The organism is Natrinema gelatinilyticum (genome assembly GCF_024266705.1).
In the GTDB taxonomy this organism is placed as follows: Archaea; Halobacteriota; Halobacteria; order Halobacteriales; family Natrialbaceae; genus Natrinema; species Natrinema gelatinilyticum.
Genome location: NZ_CP100757.1, coordinates 465,101 through 484,642, shown reverse-complemented (window position 1 = coordinate 484,642; position 19,542 = coordinate 465,101). Strand labels below are relative to the sequence as shown.

16 protein-coding genes and 2 pseudogenes are annotated in these 19,542 nt (G+C 56.4%); 6 read left to right on the top strand and 12 right to left on the bottom strand.

Translation table 11 applies throughout. The annotated features are described in order from the left end of the window. Positions 1–131 precede the first annotated feature (131 nt). Positions 132–920: an enoyl-CoA hydratase-related protein gene (locus NJU76_RS20340; RefSeq protein ID WP_254533629.1), complete on the top strand. Its 789-nt coding sequence runs from the start codon at positions 132–134 to the stop codon at positions 918–920. 16 nt (positions 921–936) lie between these two features. On the opposite strand, the gene NJU76_RS20335 is transcribed toward NJU76_RS20340, so the two are convergent. Both NJU76_RS20335 and NJU76_RS20330 read right to left on the bottom strand, forming a co-directional pair. Beyond that, positions 937–2,370 carry a zinc ribbon domain-containing protein gene (locus NJU76_RS20335; RefSeq protein WP_254533628.1) on the bottom strand — a complete coding sequence of 478 codons (1,434 nt, stop codon included), beginning with the start codon at positions 2,368–2,370 and terminating at the stop codon, positions 937–939. Next, positions 2,370–3,557, bottom strand: a complete 1,188-nt coding sequence (locus NJU76_RS20330) for a thiolase C-terminal domain-containing protein (protein ID WP_254533626.1) — start codon at positions 3,555–3,557, stop codon at positions 2,370–2,372. Before NJU76_RS20330 ends, NJU76_RS20335 begins: the two co-directional genes overlap by 1 nt. Before the next feature lie 193 nt (positions 3,558–3,750). Between NJU76_RS20330 and NJU76_RS20325 the strand changes: the two genes are divergently transcribed. Next, complete coding sequence (locus NJU76_RS20325; RefSeq protein WP_254533625.1) at positions 3,751–4,944, top strand: acyl-CoA dehydrogenase family protein; 1,194 nt, start codon at positions 3,751–3,753, stop codon at positions 4,942–4,944. A 162-nt stretch (positions 4,945–5,106) separates the two neighbouring features. Further along, positions 5,107–5,958 carry an amidohydrolase family protein gene (locus NJU76_RS20320; protein ID WP_254533624.1) on the top strand — a complete coding sequence of 284 codons (852 nt, stop codon included), beginning with the start codon at positions 5,107–5,109 and terminating at the stop codon, positions 5,956–5,958. 20 nt (positions 5,959–5,978) lie between these two features. On the opposite strand, the gene NJU76_RS20315 is transcribed toward NJU76_RS20320, so the two are convergent. From NJU76_RS20315 to NJU76_RS20305, 3 genes and pseudogenes are all read right to left on the bottom strand, one after another. Then, on the bottom strand, positions 5,979–6,446 hold the full coding sequence (locus tag NJU76_RS20315) for a hypothetical protein (RefSeq protein WP_254533622.1): 468 nt from the start codon (positions 6,444–6,446) through the stop codon (positions 5,979–5,981). A gap of 40 nt (positions 6,447–6,486) precedes the next feature. Further along, positions 6,487–6,855: pseudogene (locus NJU76_RS20310) on the bottom strand (7,8-didemethyl-8-hydroxy-5-deazariboflavin synthase subunit CofH); the annotation flags it as partial. A 110-nt stretch (positions 6,856–6,965) separates the two neighbouring features. After that, a complete protein-coding gene (locus NJU76_RS20305) occupies positions 6,966–7,958 on the bottom strand; it encodes a DUF7065 domain-containing protein (RefSeq protein ID WP_254533621.1) in 993 nt (330 codons plus the stop codon). A 121-nt stretch (positions 7,959–8,079) separates the two neighbouring features. Between NJU76_RS20305 and NJU76_RS20300 the strand changes: the two genes are divergently transcribed. Beyond that, positions 8,080–9,330 carry a phenylacetate--CoA ligase family protein gene (locus NJU76_RS20300; RefSeq protein ID WP_254533620.1) on the top strand — a complete coding sequence of 417 codons (1,251 nt, stop codon included), beginning with the start codon at positions 8,080–8,082 and terminating at the stop codon, positions 9,328–9,330. 124 nt (positions 9,331–9,454) lie between these two features. Here NJU76_RS20300 and NJU76_RS20295 read toward each other — a convergent pair whose 3' ends face one another. The 6 genes from NJU76_RS20295 to NJU76_RS20270 all read right to left on the bottom strand — a co-directional run bounded on the left by NJU76_RS20295 (position 9,455) and on the right by NJU76_RS20270 (position 15,414). Continuing rightward, positions 9,455–10,231, bottom strand: a complete 777-nt coding sequence (locus tag NJU76_RS20295) for an SDR family NAD(P)-dependent oxidoreductase (protein WP_254533619.1) — start codon at positions 10,229–10,231, stop codon at positions 9,455–9,457. A 77-nt stretch (positions 10,232–10,308) separates the two neighbouring features. Further along, a complete protein-coding gene (locus NJU76_RS20290) occupies positions 10,309–11,922 on the bottom strand; it encodes an acyl-CoA carboxylase subunit beta (protein ID WP_254533617.1) in 1,614 nt (537 codons plus the stop codon). A 21-nt stretch (positions 11,923–11,943) separates the two neighbouring features. Then, complete coding sequence (locus NJU76_RS20285; RefSeq protein ID WP_254533616.1) at positions 11,944–12,408, bottom strand: Zn-ribbon domain-containing OB-fold protein; 465 nt, start codon at positions 12,406–12,408, stop codon at positions 11,944–11,946. 91 nt (positions 12,409–12,499) lie between these two features. Then, positions 12,500–13,675, bottom strand: a complete 1,176-nt coding sequence (locus NJU76_RS20280; RefSeq protein ID WP_254533613.1) for a thiolase family protein — start codon at positions 13,673–13,675, stop codon at positions 12,500–12,502. A 2-nt stretch (positions 13,676–13,677) separates the two neighbouring features. After that, positions 13,678–14,901, bottom strand: coding sequence for a thiolase family protein (locus NJU76_RS20275; RefSeq protein WP_254533612.1), 1,224 nt, complete (start codon positions 14,899–14,901; stop codon positions 13,678–13,680). 138 nt (positions 14,902–15,039) lie between these two features. Then, entirely contained in the window at positions 15,040–15,414 is a 375-nt protein-coding gene (locus NJU76_RS20270; protein WP_256566984.1) for a PaaI family thioesterase, read from the bottom strand. Positions 15,415–15,452: 38 nt separating this feature from the next. On the opposite strand from NJU76_RS20270, the pseudogene NJU76_RS20265 reads away from it, so the two are divergent. Beyond that, positions 15,453–16,446: pseudogene (locus NJU76_RS20265) on the top strand (transposase). Positions 16,447–16,631: 185 nt separating this feature from the next. Beyond that, positions 16,632–18,320, top strand: a complete 1,689-nt coding sequence (locus NJU76_RS20260; RefSeq protein ID WP_254533609.1) for an acetate--CoA ligase — start codon at positions 16,632–16,634, stop codon at positions 18,318–18,320. Between the two features lie 116 nt (positions 18,321–18,436). Here the strand turns inward: NJU76_RS20260 and NJU76_RS20255 are convergent, their stop codons facing one another. Next, entirely contained in the window at positions 18,437–19,501 is a 1,065-nt protein-coding gene (locus NJU76_RS20255; RefSeq protein WP_254533606.1) for a phosphotransferase family protein, read from the bottom strand. Positions 19,502–19,542: the final 41 nt, after the last annotated feature.

Below are 19,542 nucleotides of genomic sequence, written 5' to 3'. Positions count from 1 at the left end.
GGGGTGTGATCGGCCGGTTGCTCGAAGTGACTATCGAATAGCAAATCACCACAACAATTTTTTACTTTCAGCGGTAGTTGAAATACGAAACTGGCATCCGGGTTCCGACTCGGTACACAGAGAGTGTGAACATGTCTATAAAGTACGAGAAAGGCGATGACAGAGCGTATATCACGTTGAATCGACCGGAGGCACACAACGCGCTGACGGAGGAGATGGTCACCGACATCGCCGAGGCGTTGAACAAAGCGGACGAAGATGACGATGTACTCTCTATCATCGTCACTGGCGCGGGCGACGATGCGTTCTGTGCTGGCGGTGACCTCGGCTCTATGATTCCCGCGATTACCTCCGGTGAATTCCCGCTCGGTCGAGGTATTGCCGAGGACCCGGAGAAAGACATGATGTTGAAGCATACCCTGATCCGGACACCCATCATCGCGGCGGTAAACGGAGTTGCACTTGCAGGCGGGACAGAGTTTCTTCAGGCGACTGACATTCGCATCGCCGAAGAGCATGCAACCTTCGGTCTTCCGGAGGTCTCATGGGGGCTGGCCCCTGCCGGTGGCTCACACACTCGGCTCCCGCGACAGATTCCGTACTGTCGTGCGATGGAAATCCTCCTAACGGGGGATCGCATCACCGTAGAGGAAGCTTCCAAGATGGGACTCATCAATGAAGTCGTCGAGAAAGGGAAAGGGCTGGAAGCGGCCGAGGAATACGCCGATTCGATCGCCGAGAACGGTCCGCTCGCCGTTCGAAAAATCAAGGAGGCCGTCATCCGCGGCTTGAGCGTTCCGATGGAGCAGGCATTTTACTCGGAGGAGGCTATCGTCAGCGACGCATTGGATAGTGAAGATGCGAAGGAAGGGCCGCGAGCGTTCATGGAGAAACGCGATCCCGAGTTCCAGGGGAAGTAGTCGCTGAGGCGTTCTGTCAGTCCTGTTCCGGCCTGAACTTCATCCCGTACCGGATGACGCCTTCCTGTACGTAGATTCGGCGTATCGTGAACGCGACGCGATCGCCGATATCGATGGTTCCCGGCTCAGCTTCGACGATCTGCGTAGGGATACTCGCCGAACCGCTGTCCGGGCCGTCGATTGCGACGATTGCTACGATATAGTCGCCCGTACGGGCCTGCTGTTCGATGAACTCTGGCGGAGCACCCCCTTGCGAGATGACGGTCACGGCTTCGACGGTCCCCGTCGGTTCGAGTTGGACGTTGTCGTACTCGACGAGGTCGTGGCAGTTGCTGCAGGCACCTCTCGGTGGAAAGTTTAGGGTATCGCAATTGGGACACCGCCCTGCTTCTAATCTATAGCGCTGGGTGAGCGTTCGTTTCCAGGCCGGGACGCTCACATATGCCCCACCACCGTCGGGTGCGCCCGAAGTGATCTCGCCGTGCTGTCTCAGATATTCCGCGTAGGTGATTTCAGTCGCACCCTCGAGTGACAGGTCCGTCGGAACTGGCCTCTCTCTCGACTGACCGAACACCGCTGCTTCCGAGACTGCACCGGAGCCAAAGGCCGCGGTCAACACAGTGTCGTTGCCTGTCGATAGTGCACGAGCGAGACTGAGCGGAACGCTCGCTGCCCCAGTGTCGCCGATATCGTGGACCAGCGCCACGTCTTCTATTGCCGACGGATCGATTCCGGCCACCTTGCCAGCCCGATAGGGGAGCGCGCCGTCGGGTGCCTGGATAGCTGCGACGTCGACTCTCTCGGTCTTTACGGTAAGTTGCTCTATAGCTGCCGCAATAGTCGTCGTGAACGCTTCACGATCGAACTCGGTGATGTCCAATTGCTCGGTCCGCTCGCGTCCGGTTGGCCGGAACCGGGTCCCCTGGTACGACTCGGCGTACGTGGCATGGTCGCGGACCTGTACGGGGCCATCCTCCGTGATCACGAAAGCTGCGGCCCCCGCTCCGGCAGCCTGCCCAAGCGAATCGTCGGGAGCCCCCTTTGGGCAGTCTGCCGCCACGATGAGCGCCGGAGTGGGACGAGCATCAGTGAGTGTTTCGACAAGTGCCTGCAAACCTACTCTGGTGCTGCCGGTATAGAAGCGCAAGCTGGCGTCGTCAGGTAGGTCGAACAATTCGCTGAGGTGGACCGAGATTTCGGCTTCTGCCATCGGTGGCATGGTGGTCGCGAAGGCGAGCGATTTGATTTCGGGTCCGTCAGTATCGGCTACGTCGAGCGCGCGTCGTGCGGCCTCGTACGCCATCGTAATGGAGTCCTCGTCGGCATCGAGGACTGCCGTCGACTCGATGCCGCTTCCCTCGAACTGACCCCACGACTCGGAGAATTCCTCGGCAGGAATGCGCGTCTTCGGTGCGTATCCTCCGACACCCGAGATGCCTGGGCTACTCATCACGCACTCACCTCTCCATCAGGCCGCTCGAATACGTGTACGGTAACCGCACCACCGCTGCCCCCCATGTTGTGACAGAGGCCACGCTTTGGGGCGTCAATCTGCCGATCGCCGGCCCGTCCAGTAAGTTGTTTGAACGCTTCGACCACCTGTCCTGTGCCCGTTGCGCCGATGGGGTGTCCCTTCGATTTCAGTCCGCCTGACGTGTTTATCGGGAGCGCGCCGTCGGGGGTAGGCTGGCCGCTCTCGATGAACTCGCCCCCGTCACCTGGCTCACAGAAACCAAGATCCTCGTAGGCCATGAGTTCAGCGATCGAGAAGCAGTCGTGGACTTCCGCAAAATCAAGGGCCTCGATCGGATCCTCGAAGCCCGCCTCGGCGTACGCTTCCGCGGCGGCATCCTTCGAAGCGGGAATCGAGGTGTAGGTATCCCGCTCGAAGAGTCCGATGCCATCAGTCGACGCTCCGACACCCGCGACTCGCACAGGCCGGTCGGTGTATTGGTCGACGACGTCCTCGCTCGCGATAAGCACTGTTGCTGCCCCGTCGGACATCGGACAACAGTGATAGAGGTTCAAGGGTGCAGCAACGTCGGGTGCCGTCAGCGCTTGGTCTAGTGAACACTCGAACCCAAGCTGTGCGTGCGGGTTATTCGCGCCGTACGCGTGGCTCTTCACGGCTATCTGTGAGAGATGCCTCTTAGTTGTCCCGTGTGCCTCCATATGGGCGCTGGCCATCTGCGCAAACACGCCCGAAAAGGTCGTTCCAGCCATCCGTTCCCACTCCATTTCGCCGCTGACGCCGAACCAGTACTTTGCGGCGTCGCTCGACATGTCGTTCATCATCTCGACACCACCGGCGAGAACGAGGTCGGCCATGCCACTACGAATCGCTTGGATCGCCTGTCGAACGGCGAAGCCACCCGACGCACAGGCGTTTTCCAGGCGTACCGTGGAGATCCCATTCAGTCCGAGGTGGGAGGTCGCTCCAGGTCCTGCGAGGCCGATTTGTCTGCCGCCAATACCGACCATGCCAACGAACGCCTCTTCGATGTCGTCCGGATCGACGTCACTCTCGACGCTCTCGCGAGTGGCCTCGAACGCTTCGTGAAACATCGAACGGTAGCTTCGATTTGGGAACGAGCCGAAATCTGTCTGTCCGGCCCCAATTATGTACGCGTCACGCATGTTCTACGTCCATTCTGACGGGCCATCCACTAATAGCTACTCGTGTTTCAACCGATAAACCACGGCCACCACCCGAAAACCGCGTTTTGTTCGATCGGACATCCGGGATCAGTTTGTTATTAGAAATCACGAGGGCGACTTGTCGACGTTCGAAAACCCAAACCTATTTGCTGCAAGTTGCGGTGGTAATACCATGGTAGACTTTGCAAGCAGCGAAGAGGTTTCGCTGATAAAACAGACTATCGACGACTTCGTAGACCAAGAGGTCGAACCTCTGGAGGCCGAACACGAACGTCTCCTGCAGCCCGATTTCAGACGTCTGGGCGACGACGGGCGACAGAAACCAGAAGCAGTCGAGTTGATGGACGAAATCCGCCGCAAATCTGGTGACGCGGGGATTTATGGGATGCACATGCCCGAGAGTGTCGGTGGCCTCGGGTTGAGCATGACGGAAGTTGCGCAAATTGAGCAACACGTCTACACCCACGGAATGGGTCTGAACCGGTACATGTTCGAGTTTTCACCGGGACCACATCCATCACTGTTGAATCTCGATGATGAACGCAAACGGCAGTACTTGGAACCGCTAGTGGCAGGCAATCTAAGCGCCTGTCTCTGTATCACCGAGAACTCCTCGGGATCCGACGCCCTCGACATGCAGACAACCGCCGAAAAGGATGGCGACGAGTGGGTAATTAACGGCACGAAGCAGTGGATCACTAACGGTCCCTACGCCGATTTCGGCCAGGTGTTCGCGGTGACCGACCCCGACGAAAGCGGGCCGGAGAAGGTTTCCGCATTCCTCTTCGAGACGGACAATCCCGGGTTCGAAGTCGGGAAGGTCAATCAGACACTGCTCAACGACGGCATGCAGGCCGAGGTGCAATTTGACGACCTGCGAGTGCCCGAGGAACACATGATTGGTGAGCGCGGAGAGGGGTTCCTCGCCATGATGGATACGATCAACGCGGGCCGTGCCCGTATCGGTGTCCGCTGCGCCGGCTTGATGCAGTTCCTCGTTGACGAGACGGTCCGCTACGCGAAGGAGCGGCTGTCCTGGGGCAAGCCAATTGGGAAACGCCAGCACGTTCGGCGGATGATATCGAACATCGCGACCTGGCAAGCAACGACCGAGAACCTCGCCCTTCGGACCGCCTGGCTTATCGAACAGGGTGAGGACCCGGCACGGCAATCTGCGATGACGAAGTACTATGGTACGGAGAAACTGTTCGAGGCTGCGGACTTCGCTGTGCAGGTTTTCGGTGGGAACGGGCTCACATATGACTATCCGGTACAGAAGGTGTTCCGGTATGCCCGTATGCTCCGCATCCCCGAGGGTACGTCTGAAATCCAGCAAGAGACCATCGCGAGTGAACTCGGTCTGTAGCGATATATTATCTCGGCCACTGACGGTAGGCCGGGTGCCGAACAAAGCGAGCGAAAACACTTTTGTACATCGTCCGTAATCGTAGAACGATGACAGCGCGACAAGCAGAGCAGCAGGACGGACACCGTTCCGAACGGTTCCCATGTCGGCAAGGGGGAGCACATGACTGACGGGATAGCCGTCGATACGTGGTGCAATCCGTTTACGGAGGACGCACTCCACCAATTCAGTAACTCGGCCGTCCAAGAGGCCGCCGAATTGTTCGATCAGCCGGATCTCTTTTCCGGCGCCGTCAAAACGCCAGATGAGTTCGTCGAGAAGATGGACGCTGCCGGGGTGGATAAAATTCTTATCCCCGCGCTCAAGTACGGCAACGCACAGCACCGAGGGCTGGAAATCGACATCTCCTACGAACTCGTCCACGAGCTCTGTCAAGAGTATCCCGATCGGTTCAAGGGGCTCGCAGGCATCAATCCCCATGACGGGATGGAGGGAGTCCGTCGACTAGAAACTGCCGTCGAGGAGTACGGCTTCGTCGGTGCCAATATCGATGCGTATGGTTTTGACGTGCCGCTCAATCATCGGAAATTCTATCCGTTCTACACGAAATGTGCCGAACTCGGCGTGCCTGTCGTGATGCAGGTCGGACACTCGGCGATTCCGACGCCGAACAGGCACGGGAAACCGATACTGTTGGACGACATCGCGATCGATTTTCCAAAACTCGACCTCGTTGGCTCACATACGGGTTGGCCGTGGACCGAAGAACTAGTAGCGCATGCGTGGGTCCATCCGAACGTATACATCGGAACGGCGGCATATGCACCGCAGTACTGGGATGATTCCCTCGTCAACTTTCTCCGATCACATGGCCGCGACAAGGTCCTTTGGGGGACCGACTATCCGGTCGTCGATTTCGACCAATCCCTCGGCCAGATAGAGGAGTTCAACCTCTCCGAAGAAGTCCGAACCAAGTTCCTCGCCGGAAACGCCGAATCGATCTTCGATCTATAGGCCTCGTGTAAGTAAACGGCCTATTCTCGACCGAGAAGGTCAAGCTGCGTTTGTACTCGGGTATCGAGGAAGTCGTAAAGTGGGCGACGGGCACGCCGAGCAGCCTTCTCGTCGAGTTCCGTATTGATCGCTTCGAAGACCGTGTTCGCTGCGTTGGTCAGTTCCGTTTCGAGGGCGCGAACATCAGTCATGTCCGTCTGCTCGAGCTCCGCCCGTGCAGTATCAATGGCGTCTGCGACCGCGACGGCCGCATCTCCATCACCAAGTTCGGACTCGATGTCGTCGAACGCACAGAGGAGTCGCCGTCGTTGGGTTTTCATCGCAACGTGCATCCCGCCGAGTTCCATGGCGAGGAAATTGAGGGAACTGGACATCGACCCAACTTGGGCCTGGACGAACTTCTGATCGTCCGCGATGGCACTTCGCACGTCATCGTTCAAGTAGCTCGCGAACTGATGTAACACGTGCTCGGGTTCTAAATACGGCATCGTGAGTCAGTAGATGACATCCTGATCCTTAAAAGTACGTCCCGTCGTGGTCATCCTCGTGGGCCGTGCGGAACTGTTCGGAGCGGTCTTTGAAATTACGGGATAGACAGCCCGTATTACAGGTCGTTGTGACGTTGTTGTTGAGATTGGCGACAAAGGTACCCTCCTCGCCGACGTCTTCGGCACGGCGGCGGTCAGCGGATTCGAGGACCGCTTCCTTTCGCGCATTATCGATGCCGTTGATGTCGGTTCCCGTCGCCAGAAGTTCGATTCCATCGTCGACCGTCAATCGGTCGGCGGACCGCGCTTTTTCGAGCACGTTGTGAAACGACTGGTTCGTGACTGGCGTGTATCGGAAATCAAATTTGTCCCGTGGAATGTTCGCAGCACTCCGGGCGACAGCATCCATGTCACAACCTAACCCGGATGCTGAATACAAAAATTCACATCGGTTATCCATCCATTGTTAGCCTTACTGCCCCGGACCTCCGTCCGAATTCTCGAGAGCGGCGGTGACGGTCAATTGAATGGATGGGTTGCTTCGATCCAACCGGAACCCTTCACGCCGTCCCACTCGCAGTCGACTGGCATTCGATTCAGGACCCCCTTTAGCCACGGTCCGTCGGGATCCGACAGTGCCCAGTTACGGTCCTCGTAGCCGATCGGGAGGTTGTGGCGCGGCGTGCAGTGAATCTTCGTTTGACCGTCACCGAAGTCGGGAGCGTACGTTACTCTACCCGGTCGGTCACCCTCGGCCCATGCCCGACCACGTTCCCCGCGTTCGAACCCATCGTCACATATGACGCTCGCCGAATCGATAGTATCGACGCGCTCGCCATCCGCCCGGTACCCGAAGGTGTTGCGAACGCTCCCGTCCGGCCGAACTTGAGCAACGAGCGTCACACAGTCGCCGTTTTCGAACTGCAGCGTTCCTGTATAGTGCCCCCACTCACCCGGCGTCCAATCGCGGAACCAACCCCATGAGTGGTCGCGAAACCCCTGACCTTCCACGTCGAACCGCGTCCCGTCGATGGTAACCTGACCGGCGTAGTGACCCGTCTGGTCGTAATGGTCCTGAGTGTCTACGAGCATGTCGATGGAGTACGCATCATGGTGTGGATCCGAGAAAATGAGGTCTAACTCTACTGGAACCGACTCGTCGATGCCGACTAATACGTCCCAAGATTCGTCGCTTACAAAACACGTTCCCTCGGCCGAGATGGTCCATGTGTCATGTGGATCGATGATCCGGTAGGATTTCTCCAGTGTGTCAGTCCGGACGTGGTGTCCGTGACATTGTTCGATGGGAATCGTCTCCTTCCGTTGCCAATAGACTGCTCCATTCTGAACGAGGTACAACCATATGTTGGCACGGCGCTCGAACGGCTGGTAGCCGAGTCGCATAAATCCGCGGATACTGTCCGCGGTGAAGTCGAAATAGTAGCTCTCGTTCCAGAGGCGTCGGTTCATTGGCTCGTGAAGGTACTCGGCCGATGGGGGAGCAATCTCCATGCGATCAAATTGCTTGGGCTCGGAGTATAAGCGTTATCACGAAACTGCCGAGTAGCTCCCGTATTCGACCGAGAGTTACCACCCGAAGTTATTTCTCCCTCACAGATAGTATACGTATCGTATGGTTCAAGCGACGCTAAATGAAACAGATGACGTCATCGACCGCTTACAGAATGCTGCGGAGTACCTATCCCAATTCGAATTTTACCGAGAGCGATTCGAGGAGGTGGGACTCGAACCGGAAGATGTCGATTCAATCGAGACGTTCCGGCAGTTGCCGACAATGACCCCCGAAGACTTGGCGAACGATTACAGCGAGAACCCACCACTTGGCAGCCTCATTCCCGAACAGTGGGACGTCATCAGAACGAATCTGACGCCGAATCCGTACATGGACACGCGGATGCCAGTCCCCCAAACATCTCAGGACATCGAAATCAACAACACTGTAAATTCAAAGGCATATCGCAACATCGGCGTTACTGCCGACGATGTCCTGTTGAACACGGCCAATTTCACACCGTACCCCTTTGGATGGGCAATCGGGGGTGCGGCGGAACAAATCGGTGCGCGCCACATCCCTACCGGTCCAGGCGACACCACCGAACAGGTCGAAGTAATCGAGCACCATGGCGTGACAACTATCTGTGGGTTCCCCAGTTTCATGCTGAAGATCGCAAACGAAGCGGAGGATGGGCAACTCGACAGTGTCGAACGCGTCATCTGTAGTGGCGAGCCGTTCACGGCTATCGATGGATATCGTGAGCAAGTTCGCGGGGCGTTCGGTAACGACGTCACCGTTGTCGACGGCTACGGTCTGAGCGAATTCGGTACGGGACACGTCGCGTTCGAGACCCGTGAGGAAGACGGTATGCACCTGTTCACCGAGAAGGTGTTCCCGGAGGTCATCGATCCGGAGACAGGGGAACTCGTCGAACGCGGTGAAAAAGGCGAGCTCGTGCTAACGACGCTTCAAGAGGAGGCAGCACCGGTGCTTCGTCTCCGGACTGGTGACCTGACTATCCTCGAAGAGCGCGACTCCGAGTACGGCGAATACGTCTTGCCCGAGGGCGTGTTCGGTCGAGTCGACAATATGCGAAAGATCAAGGGCGTCAAGGTGTATCCGCTAGAACTCCAAATGCACCTGGCGGGAGTTCCACACGCCGATCCGGAGAATGTCCAACTTCGTATCAATCGCCCCGAGGGACAGACAGACAGACTCGAAATCACGATGGGGGGTGATCCCGACGAAGCCGACGTCGAAAGAATTACCGATGGAATCGCTGACGTCATCAATATTACACCGGACGACGTACAGATCGAGGCGGGATTCGAAGTCGCCGACGACGAAGTCGTCGCGGACGAACGGTAACACCTCCGATTTTCCGCCACCTTTCCTCCGAGAACTTCTTCGGGGGTACATCACGTCGCCCGTGACGACACCGTCGTCGACCCAATTTGTCGCTTCGAGTTTGTTTCGTAGCCGGCCGGGCAAGTTATCCCCGGATGTAGCCACCGTTGACGCTTACCACTTCTGCGGTAATCCAATCTGCGGCATCACTTGCCAAGAAGGCGACAGTATTGGCGATATCCTGTGGTTTTCCAAGGCGATTGAGTGCGTACGATTCGAGGATCTTTTCTCGGTATTCGGCGATCCAATCCTCGGTCGCAGATGTCTCGGTGGTCCCGGGAGAGACGACGTTCATCCGAATGCCGTGTTCGCCAACCTCCTTTGCAACGTTCATCGTAAATGCAACGTTCCCGGCTTTCGCGCCGCCGTACACGGCCAATGAAGGGTCATTTCCTTTGTACGAATCGCTGGCGTAGTTGATAATACACCCACTTTCCTGTTCGACCATATGCCGAAGTGCCGCGTGGGTACAGTTCATCGTCCCGAAGTAAGTTACGCCAACCGATCGGTCCCAGTCTTCAGGCGTCGACTCGAGGAACGACGACGTGCGCGTGCTCATCCCAGCATTATTGACAAGAATGTCGATCGACCCGAACTCGTCGACAGTGGTGTCAATCATCTCGGTGGCGTCCTCGTACGAGGAGACGTCTGTCTCGATAACCATGGCTCGAGTGTCGTACTCCTCCTCGATAGTAGCAGCAGTCTCTTCGGCTGTACTGACGTCGACGTCGGCAATGGTTACGTTTGCACCTAGCGCCGCGAAGGTTTCGCAAACTGCCTGTCCAATTCCGCTTGCACCGCCGGTAACAGCCGCTACATCATCTGTGAAGTCCAACTTCTCGGTTAATGATCGCTCAGGCATATCCCCTCGTTTACTTCCATCACACATAATTGTACTGTATAGCGGTGAGAGCGGCGTCGAGTCGAAGAGGAGAACGGCTATATTGGCGGAATGCCGTGTTTTTTGGGTGGTATGTCCGTCGTATCGGTCTGTGCGGTCCGCTCGAGAACGTGTGTGATGAGCTTTCGAGTTTCCCGTGGGTCGATGGCCGCGTCGATACCCATGTCCTCAGTTGCACGGAGTGGGCCGGTTCGCGATGTGAACTCGTTAACTATTTCGTCACGTTTTTCCTCCGGATCGTCCGCGTTCTGGATCTCGTCTCCATAGACCAAACTCACAGCGCCCTCTATGGACATTCCGGCGATCTCGGTCGTCGGCCAGGCGACCTTGAGCTGGTTGGCGTTACGCCCTCCAGCCATCGCTAGATAGCCGAACCCGTAGCCGCGTCGCATTGTGACGTTGATGACGGGCGTCGTTGCCCGACCCAGTTCGTAGAGGAACTTACCAGCGTGTCTGGCGAGCCCTCTGCGCTCCTGATCAGGACCCGGTAGGAATCCAGGAATGTCCGAGAGGAAGACGATGGGGATGTCGTACGCGTCACAGAGGCTGATGAATCGCGGCCCCTTGCTCGTCACGTCTACGTCGATAGTCCCTGCCTTGATACGAGGATTGTTTGCGACAATACCGACTGAATGACCATCGATGCGCGAGAGGCCAACGATGATGTTCTGTGCGAAGTTTGCCTGCAGCTCGAAGAACGATCCCTTGTCGACGATACCCTCGATAACGTCGTGCGTGTCGTACCCTTTCTTCGGGTCCGGCGGAACAACAGTAAGTAGATTTTCGACATCTCGCTGGTCCGGTGGCGTCGGGGTATCGCTCTTCGGTGGCGAAGTGGTCACGTTCTGGGGCATGTACGAGAGGTACGTTCTAATCGAATCGAGACAGGCTTCGTCCGTCGGATAAGAGGCATGAGCCATCCCAGTCTCGACTGTGTGAAACCTGGCATCGTAGTCGTCCTTCGAGATGTTCTTCCCGAGAGCCGCTTTGACGATTTCAGGGCCGGCCATTCCCATGTTTCCACGGCCCTCTACGATGGGAACGAAGTCACACAGAGACGCGTAATTCGTCGGTCCAGCGAAACCAGCCCCCATGATCGCCGAGACCAGCGGTACGTATCCTGAGAGTTTGGCCAGCATGTCGAAGGTTCCCTCGTAGTCCCCGTGAGCGATCGGCCGGGCATCGAGACCTTCCTGGATACGGTGGCCGCCGCCTTCATGCAATAGGACGACCGGATACCCGTTGTTTTTTGCGAGATCGAGGAGACGACGTAATTTCGTGAATCCGGTATGACCGATAGACCCGCCCTTGACGGTGAAATCGAAGGACCCGACTGAAACCGGTCGGCTCTCAATCTCGCCGATGCCAGTGACGATCCCGTCGGCGGGTGCGTCGTGGCGGTCCCAATCCACCGTCTCGGGCGTGCTCGGCCCCGGAGAGGCAAGCTGGCCGATCTCGTCGAACGAATCCTCATCACAGAGGTACGCGACGCGTTCACGGGCCGTCAACGCGTCGTTGCTGTGCATCTGCTCGACTGCGTCAGGACGGCCTTCGTCTGAAACACTCTCTTTTTCGTCCTTGATGCGCTTGAGTAATTCTTCGGAGTCTAGGCGCCGTCTATTTTTCTCGTCTAGATCTTCATTTCCTGTCATTTTTTGGACCTGTATTTCGAGTTATTCTACTGGTCGAAAAAATTCGATGTCGAGGATATCACCCTCACGATCATCCCGCCAAACGGGTTCCACGGCAGTTCCGCTGCTGACTGCATCGATGAGATCCTCGGGTTCGTCGTAATCGATCCCGCCGATAAAGTGAAGGAGCGATGTCGCCGAGTCACCGATTCTAATTGCACCGTTCACGTACGGTGGTTCGGGCATATTACGAAACTGCCGGAACGTGACGGTGTAACTCTCGACGATCGCTTCCTGCTCTACTTCGACCCACTCGTCAGTTCTGGCGAAGCAATCATCGCAGTATGGTTGTGGCGGTACGAATACTCGGTCACAGTCGGGACAGCGTTTCCCGAGAATCCGTTTTTCTTTCAGGCCCTCGAAGAATTCGCGGTCAGTCTCGCCCAAATTGAGACTGAAATCGAGTTCCCAGCGAAACGTCTTCTCGTATGCATCAGATTCTGTCATCGGCTTACTCCTAATTGATTGGTCGTTCGCTCAAAGTCTTTTCGTCTATATCGTTGAGTCCCAGCCCATACGGTAGTATCTCGGAAGGGGTTCATTGGTCTGTTCCCTTCGACATAATGGCTAACGTGTGGAATTGGCCGAGGTTCGAGCCCCAGGAATGAGAGAGCCCGACCTGAGGGTCGTCAATCTGTCTGTTGCCGGCCTCGCCCATGAGTTGGAGTGCGACTTCGATGTGGCGTGAGAGCGACGCGCAGATGCCGGAGTTGGTACAGAGCACGCTCCCAGAGACGTTCCATGGAACGTTGCCATCTGGTTGTGTAATACCCGACCGGAGGAATTCAGGGCCTCCTCCGGCCTCACAGAAACCGAGGGCCTCGTATTGCATCAGCTCAAATGCGATGTACGGGTTGAACGTCTCAACGTAATCGAAATCCATCTCTGGATCAGTGATTCCGGCGTTGTCGTACACCCGTTCCGCGAGCGTTTCGAGTTTCGGGAATCCTTCGTACGTGCGATACCCTGTCAGGAACGTGTTCGTGATGCTCTGCGTATCATCCACCCAAACAGGGTCGTCCGAGAGCTCGTGAGCTTTCTCCTCGGAGGCCAATAGCATCGCTCCACTCCCCGACGAGACGGGACAGGTGAGCAACCGACGAAGCGGCCATGCCACCATCTCTGAGTCCATAATCTCCTCGACGGAGAACGGCGTATTTCTGTGTGCCCACGGGTTGTTCGCAGCGGATTCGTAATTCTTCGCGGCCGTCAGCGCCAGATCTTCCTCAGTGACGTCATAGGTGTCCATGTACTTCGAGGCGTACAAAGCACCCATGTGAATTGCCGAGATGATCGGTTTCTCGAATAATGGTGGGGCAGCAGTGTTCATAATCTGCTGACCCTCGATCACCGAATCGAACGAGCCCGATGCGTACACCAGTACAAGGTCGTGTTGACCAGATGCGACTTGTTCGTACGCGGCCTTGAACGCACTTCCACCACCTGTACCACCAGTATTGATGCTTATGAGGGGGGTATTTTCACCCTGGCCGAGTGTTGTAAGCGTACGCTCTATCCGGTTAGTGGCCTCAAATCCGTCGACTGTTGTGAAAACCGTCGCATCGATCTCGGAAATATCGATTCCCGCACTCTCGGCGGTGTTCTCGATGGTCGAGAGCGCCAACTCGTCTTTGGACTTCCTCGCGCCTCTGAAATCCGTGAAGGTTTCGGGGTCAGAGTAACCGGCACCGACCACACTAACGGGGGTCGCCATGGTTAGCTCGCCTCCGTTCCAAGCACGAGCACGCCGTCGGTCTGCCCGCGGCATCCGAGCATTTGATCGCTACCCGTTACTACAGCTCGCTGTGCATCCGACATGGCGAGCACCTCGTCGTCCTCACGAAGCCCTTCCATCGCCATGGCAGTTCGATAGAGACCGCCCGTGTTGAGTGGGTTAGTTACCACCGCACCACCGAACGGATTCACAGGGAGGTCGCCATCTGGCTCAGTGACACCGTCACGTAGTAACTGAGCACCATCACCGTTTTCACAGAGATCAAGCGCTTCGTAACCCAGAAGTTCGAGCGATGAGATCGGATTGAAAATCTGAGCGAGATCTATGTCGGTCCGCGCGTCGGTGATTCCAGCTTGGTCGTAAGCTTTGCGGCGCGCCGCTCGCAGTGACTGCATTTCTAAAAGTGAGTCCATATCTCGTATCTCGTATCGACTCGACCCTAAACCCGCACCTTCGATCCACACCGGTGAGTCGGTCACCTCGTTGGCAAGCTCCGCGGAAGTCAACACTAACGCTCCAGCACCTGCGGAGATGGGACAGATTTCCGATTCGCGAATTGGCCACGAAACTATGTCGGAGTCGAGTATGTCGTCGATTCGGGGAGTCTTAGTACGGTGTGCGTACGGATTCTCGGCCCCTGCTTCGTAGTTTTTCGCCGTTGCTCTCGCATAGTCCTCTTCCGTTACGTCTCGGGTATCGAGGTGGTGGTTGGCGATAAGCGCATGCGATTGCACGTAGTTCTGTCCGATCGGACGTGTATACACGGGATCCTGGCTGATATTGCTGATCGTCTTCTCGTCAAACCGGACGTTGTCCTCTGAGGCGATGACTACGCAATCCGCTTTGCCTGCAAGTATCTTCGCCCGTGCCTGTGCAATCGCGTAGACACCACCGTTCTGGATACGCGTTGACGGCTTGTTGTATCCGCCAACGGCGCACGCTTTCATGCCGAAACTCACCGTAACACCGTTGAACGCGTCTTGGTCACAACCGATTACGGCGTCTATGTCATCGCGTTCAAGGCCGACCTTGTCGAGCGCCTCACGAGTCACTTCGAAGACTGCTTCATTGCCACGAGAGGCAATTCGGTCTTGAAACCCGTTTAACGCATGGGAGACTAAAGCTACATCTGACATTGCGCTTCCAGCCTGTAGTTTCTCCCCGACATAGATATATTTTGGTATCCGATAACACAGAACCGACACGTTCCGCTTGAGCAGCAGTCGGCCGATCGATTGAACCCGTCGCGATTCCTGCAGTCATCTCAAGTGGATATCAGAGCGAGTCTATTCCACTACGAATGAGTGCCCACAACCGCTTCCAATCAACGCGGCATAGGGTAATCAAGTGAGTTTGAGCACGGCCGTCGCATTGATGACGTTCGATTGGTTTTCGTCGACGATGTCGATCTGAACGATACTGATATCATCTCCATCGCGGACGACCTCGGCCTCCGAGTATAGGTCGCCGTACCCAACGTTGAGGAACTTCACGTCCATGTCAACCGTGAACACCGGTGGATCATTGACCGATACGACAGCAGCCGCCCCGGTTACTTCAGCAAGCGTGAACGTCACGCCACTGTGTGCCATCAGTTCGTCCGTATTCCACGAGAGGTCTTCCCGCATTTCGAGATATCCCTGAGCACGTCCGTCACTCATTTTAGTTAGTTCGATACCGAGCAGGTCGATAAACGGTAACCCCTCAGAGCGTGTCATAGAAAGCGTCACGTACGAAGCAGCAGGGTGCGGAAAGTGTGTCCAACACAATCGCAGCCCTGCAAGACGTAGCTTCGGTAGACGACTTCTTGAATGCGGCGGCTACCGAAACAGTACCGCTATTCGAGCATCTTGAGTTCGAGTTTCTGCTGGAGTACGACGTGTTCGCCCCCTCGAAGCGGGGGCGAGCACGAGTTCATCAGCCACCCGATCTCTTCCGCGGTTTTCTACACTGCTACTACAAAGATGTTTACGGCACACGTCCGGTTACACGAGAACTCAAGCACGGCCTCGTCTGGTACTACTGCGGACTCGATAAACCGCCATCCAGAGACACGGTTGATCGATTTCTCACCGACCTCGAACACGTGATTGACGATGTCTTCGAGAGACTCGTCGAGCAGGCCGCCGCCCGCGGCCTGCTCGACTCCACGTACTCTATCGATTCGACCTCACGTCGAGGCGATCCAATACAACGACGCTGCGTCGTGGAACTACGATCCAACAGCCCAAGAGTACTACTACGGCTTCGGCTGTACGATCGTCTCTACTGGCGCAAAGATCCCGATAGCAGCGGAGTTCACACAGGCCAAGCAAGCGGATCAGGAGACGGCGATGCGCGTCACGCGTGACGCGCTCGCCGTCGATACACCGATCTGGATGCTTGGAGACAGCGCCTACGATATCCTCAATTGGCACGACCACCTGCTGGCCGCAGGGGTCGTACCAATTGCTCCGTACAACCCGCGAAACACTGACGACCCGAAAGATATCGAGTATAGGGTCGAAGACCGGATCGAGGAACGCAGCGAGGACGTTCAGCTGAAACAATCCATCTTGGACGAGACGTACAACAATCGGACAGGAGTCGAGCGAACCAACGACGCAGTCAAGGACTGCGGCCTCGGGCACGTCCGCGCCCGAGGCCGCGTCCACGCACGAACAGAAGTGTTCCTTGCGCTGTGCCTCCGGCTCGTCGTTGCAATCACCAACTACGAGCGAGGAAACGAACCTGGCTATGAGAAGCTATGAGATGGATTCTATGACACGCTCCCTCAAGAAAGGATACAGCTTCCATAATTCTGGTTGAAAGCCAACGATATTGAAGATGCCGGCGCGACTCTCAGAACTCGCATAGCAAGGTCAAACGTATGTCACTCACCCGTAATAGAAGAGTGGCCTAGAAGTTTAATATGGTAGTGGGAAACAATGCATGTATGGCTGACGTGCCACAACTAGACGCATACCACTTCTACGAGCAGGATTGGGATAGTTACGACCAATTACAAGCGGACTTCGAGTGGGAGATCCCCGAGCAGTTCAACATGGCAGACTACGTCTGTGACCGATGGGCGGATGACGATAGTCGCGTTGCTATGTATGCGGAGGACACGGGAGGCAACGAGCGAACGTACACGTACCAGCGGATGCGCAATATCACGAACCAGCTCGCGAACTATTTTGCCGAGCAGGGCATCAAGCCAGGTGACCGGGTCGGCGTTAACGTCCCACAGAAAGCGGAAGCCGCACTGGCTCATATCGCAATCTGGAAACTCGGTGCCGTGTCGATTCCGCTCAGTGTTCTGTTTGGGCCGGACGGCCTCAGATTTCGGCTCGACAGCTCGAGTGCGAAGGCCTGTGTCGTCGACGAGGACAACATCGATACGTTCCGAGAAGTGAAAGGCGATTTGGAGAACATTGATACGTCCTTGACCGTCGGCGATATCGAACCAGTGGGTGACGAGAAAGATTTCTGGAACGTCATTGAGGACCAACCACAGAAATTTGACACACATCCAACTAAACCCGATGACAACGCGATCATCATCTACACGAGTGGGACTACTGGCGACCCGAAGGGTGTTCTCCACGGGCACCGCTTCCTCCTTGGGCAACTCCCTTGCTTTCTCACCACGTTTTCGGCGATGGACGTCAAAGATGATGATGTCTACTGGATGCCGATGGAATGGGCATGGGTCGGTATTTTCAACATGGTATTCTGTCCGTTCTACTACGGCCGACCGGTCGTTGCCTATGAACGTCGGGAGTTCGTTCCGGAGAAAGCCTTCGAGATCATCGAAAAGTACGGCGTGACGAGTTTCCTATCGGTCCCGACCGCACTACGGATGATGCAAAAGAAGGATCATGTGGCCGAGAAGTACGACGTCAGCAGCGTCCGCGTCGTCCCCAGCGGCGGGGAAGAAGTTGGACAAAGCATCGTCGACTGGGCAGCCGAGACGTTTGACGGCGCGACAATACAGAAGGCCTACGGCCAGACGGAGGCCAATATTATCATCGGCGATTGCACGGAACTGATGGAGTACCGCGAAGGCAAGATGGGCCGGGCAGCTCCGGGCCACGAAGTAGAGATCGTCGATCCAGAGACCGCAGAAGTAGTTGAAGAACCCGGCGAACCGGGCGAGATTGCGGTTCGGTACGAAAACGACCCGGTCTGTTTCAAGGAATATTGGAATGAGCCGGAAAAGACGGACCGCAAGCGAAAGAACGGCTGGCACCTGATGGAAGACCTCGGGACAAAAGACGAGGACGGGTATTTCGGCTTCGTGAGCCGGAAAGACGATGTCATTCTCTGTTCGGGCTACCGGGTCGGTCCGGAGGAAGTTGAGGAGAGTGTCGTCAACCACGACGCGGTGGCCGATTGTGGCGTTATCGGTATCCCTCATGACACACGCGGTCAAGTCCCAAAGGCGTTCGTGGTTCTCAACGAGGGGTACGAGCACACCGACGAACTGAAAACGGGACTTCAGGAATACGTCAAACAGAATCTCGCCAAGTACGAATATCCGCGTGAGATTGAATTCATGGACGACTTGCCGAAAAACCCTGTCGGCAAACTCCGACGGACTGACCTCCGTGATCGAGAGGGTGTGACACAGGTGTTCTAGGTCGGCCAGTTATCAGGACTTCCGATACCCCACTATTACGAGTACGAACGTCCGCCAGTCCGATCACAGTAGCTAACGATGTGTTAGGTCAATCTTGGCTTTGGTACGCCGACAGATCAGATACGGTCCTTACGGATGTGGCGGAGCAGTGATTCACGAAGGCCGGGAAGCATGTACTGGAACCACACGTTCCGGACGTCGTCCGAGCGCCCTTCGTGGTATCGATGCATCCCCCCGACACACATTGTGATTACCAGGAAAATCGAGAGAACGCGCCAGAACTTCACTCGCTCGGAAGAAATGGAGCGCCCTGTTCGTCTCTCATACTCCTTGTAGAACCAGTCACGGTCTACGAGAGAGCATGCTAACTCGGGTCTTTCAGTCTCCGTCAGTAACTTCCCTGCATAGTAATCCATACTCGCATAGCCGATATCGAACAACGGGTCACCGGCACGTGCGAACTCCCAGTCGAGTACGCCCATAATCTCATCCCCGTCGTCGATCAACATATTCCCAATCCGGAAGTCGCCGTGAACGAGTGTCGTCTCGTCGACCGTCGGTTTGTTATCTTTCAACCATTCAAGCGCCTCTTCCATCAACGGCTCTTCGATCAGAACTGTTTCCCGATATAGTGATTCCCACCGCTCGATTTCGCGCACAGGAATCTCGTCGGGGTGAACGTCTGTTACTCCCTCGACGTTGGCGGGGTCGATGGAGTGAACGCCGGCCGCCGTATCGACGAACTGGTGAGGAAGAGACCGCCCATCGGCGTCCCATGCATCATATAATCGGGATCGCCACTTCGGAGACCAGGTGATCGGTGCCTCGCCTGGAATATGTTCGACGAGGAAGAACCGCGCGTCGAGATGAGACGTATCGGATTCATACCAGTGTGTTTCGGGTACGGGAAGAGATGCAGACTGCGCTGCTTCCATCGCGTGGAACTCCGTCTCGATTTCTCCGTAGAGTTGGAGGTCCGCATTGGACTGTTCTGCGCTCTCCGCCCGGATAACCAGTCGGTCCTCGACCTGTTCTCCGTTCTCCATCCACGAGGCGGTGAACGAAACCGTGTCCCGCGACCAGCCCTCCACGTGCTCGACGAGGTCAGTGACGGTCACGTCGCCTTCCGCAAGCCGTCCCGAGAGATAAGACGATATGGTCTCTGTGTTAATCTCTGTCATCGGCTTGTAGGACATCTCATCGCTTCGGCTTAAAAATTTGT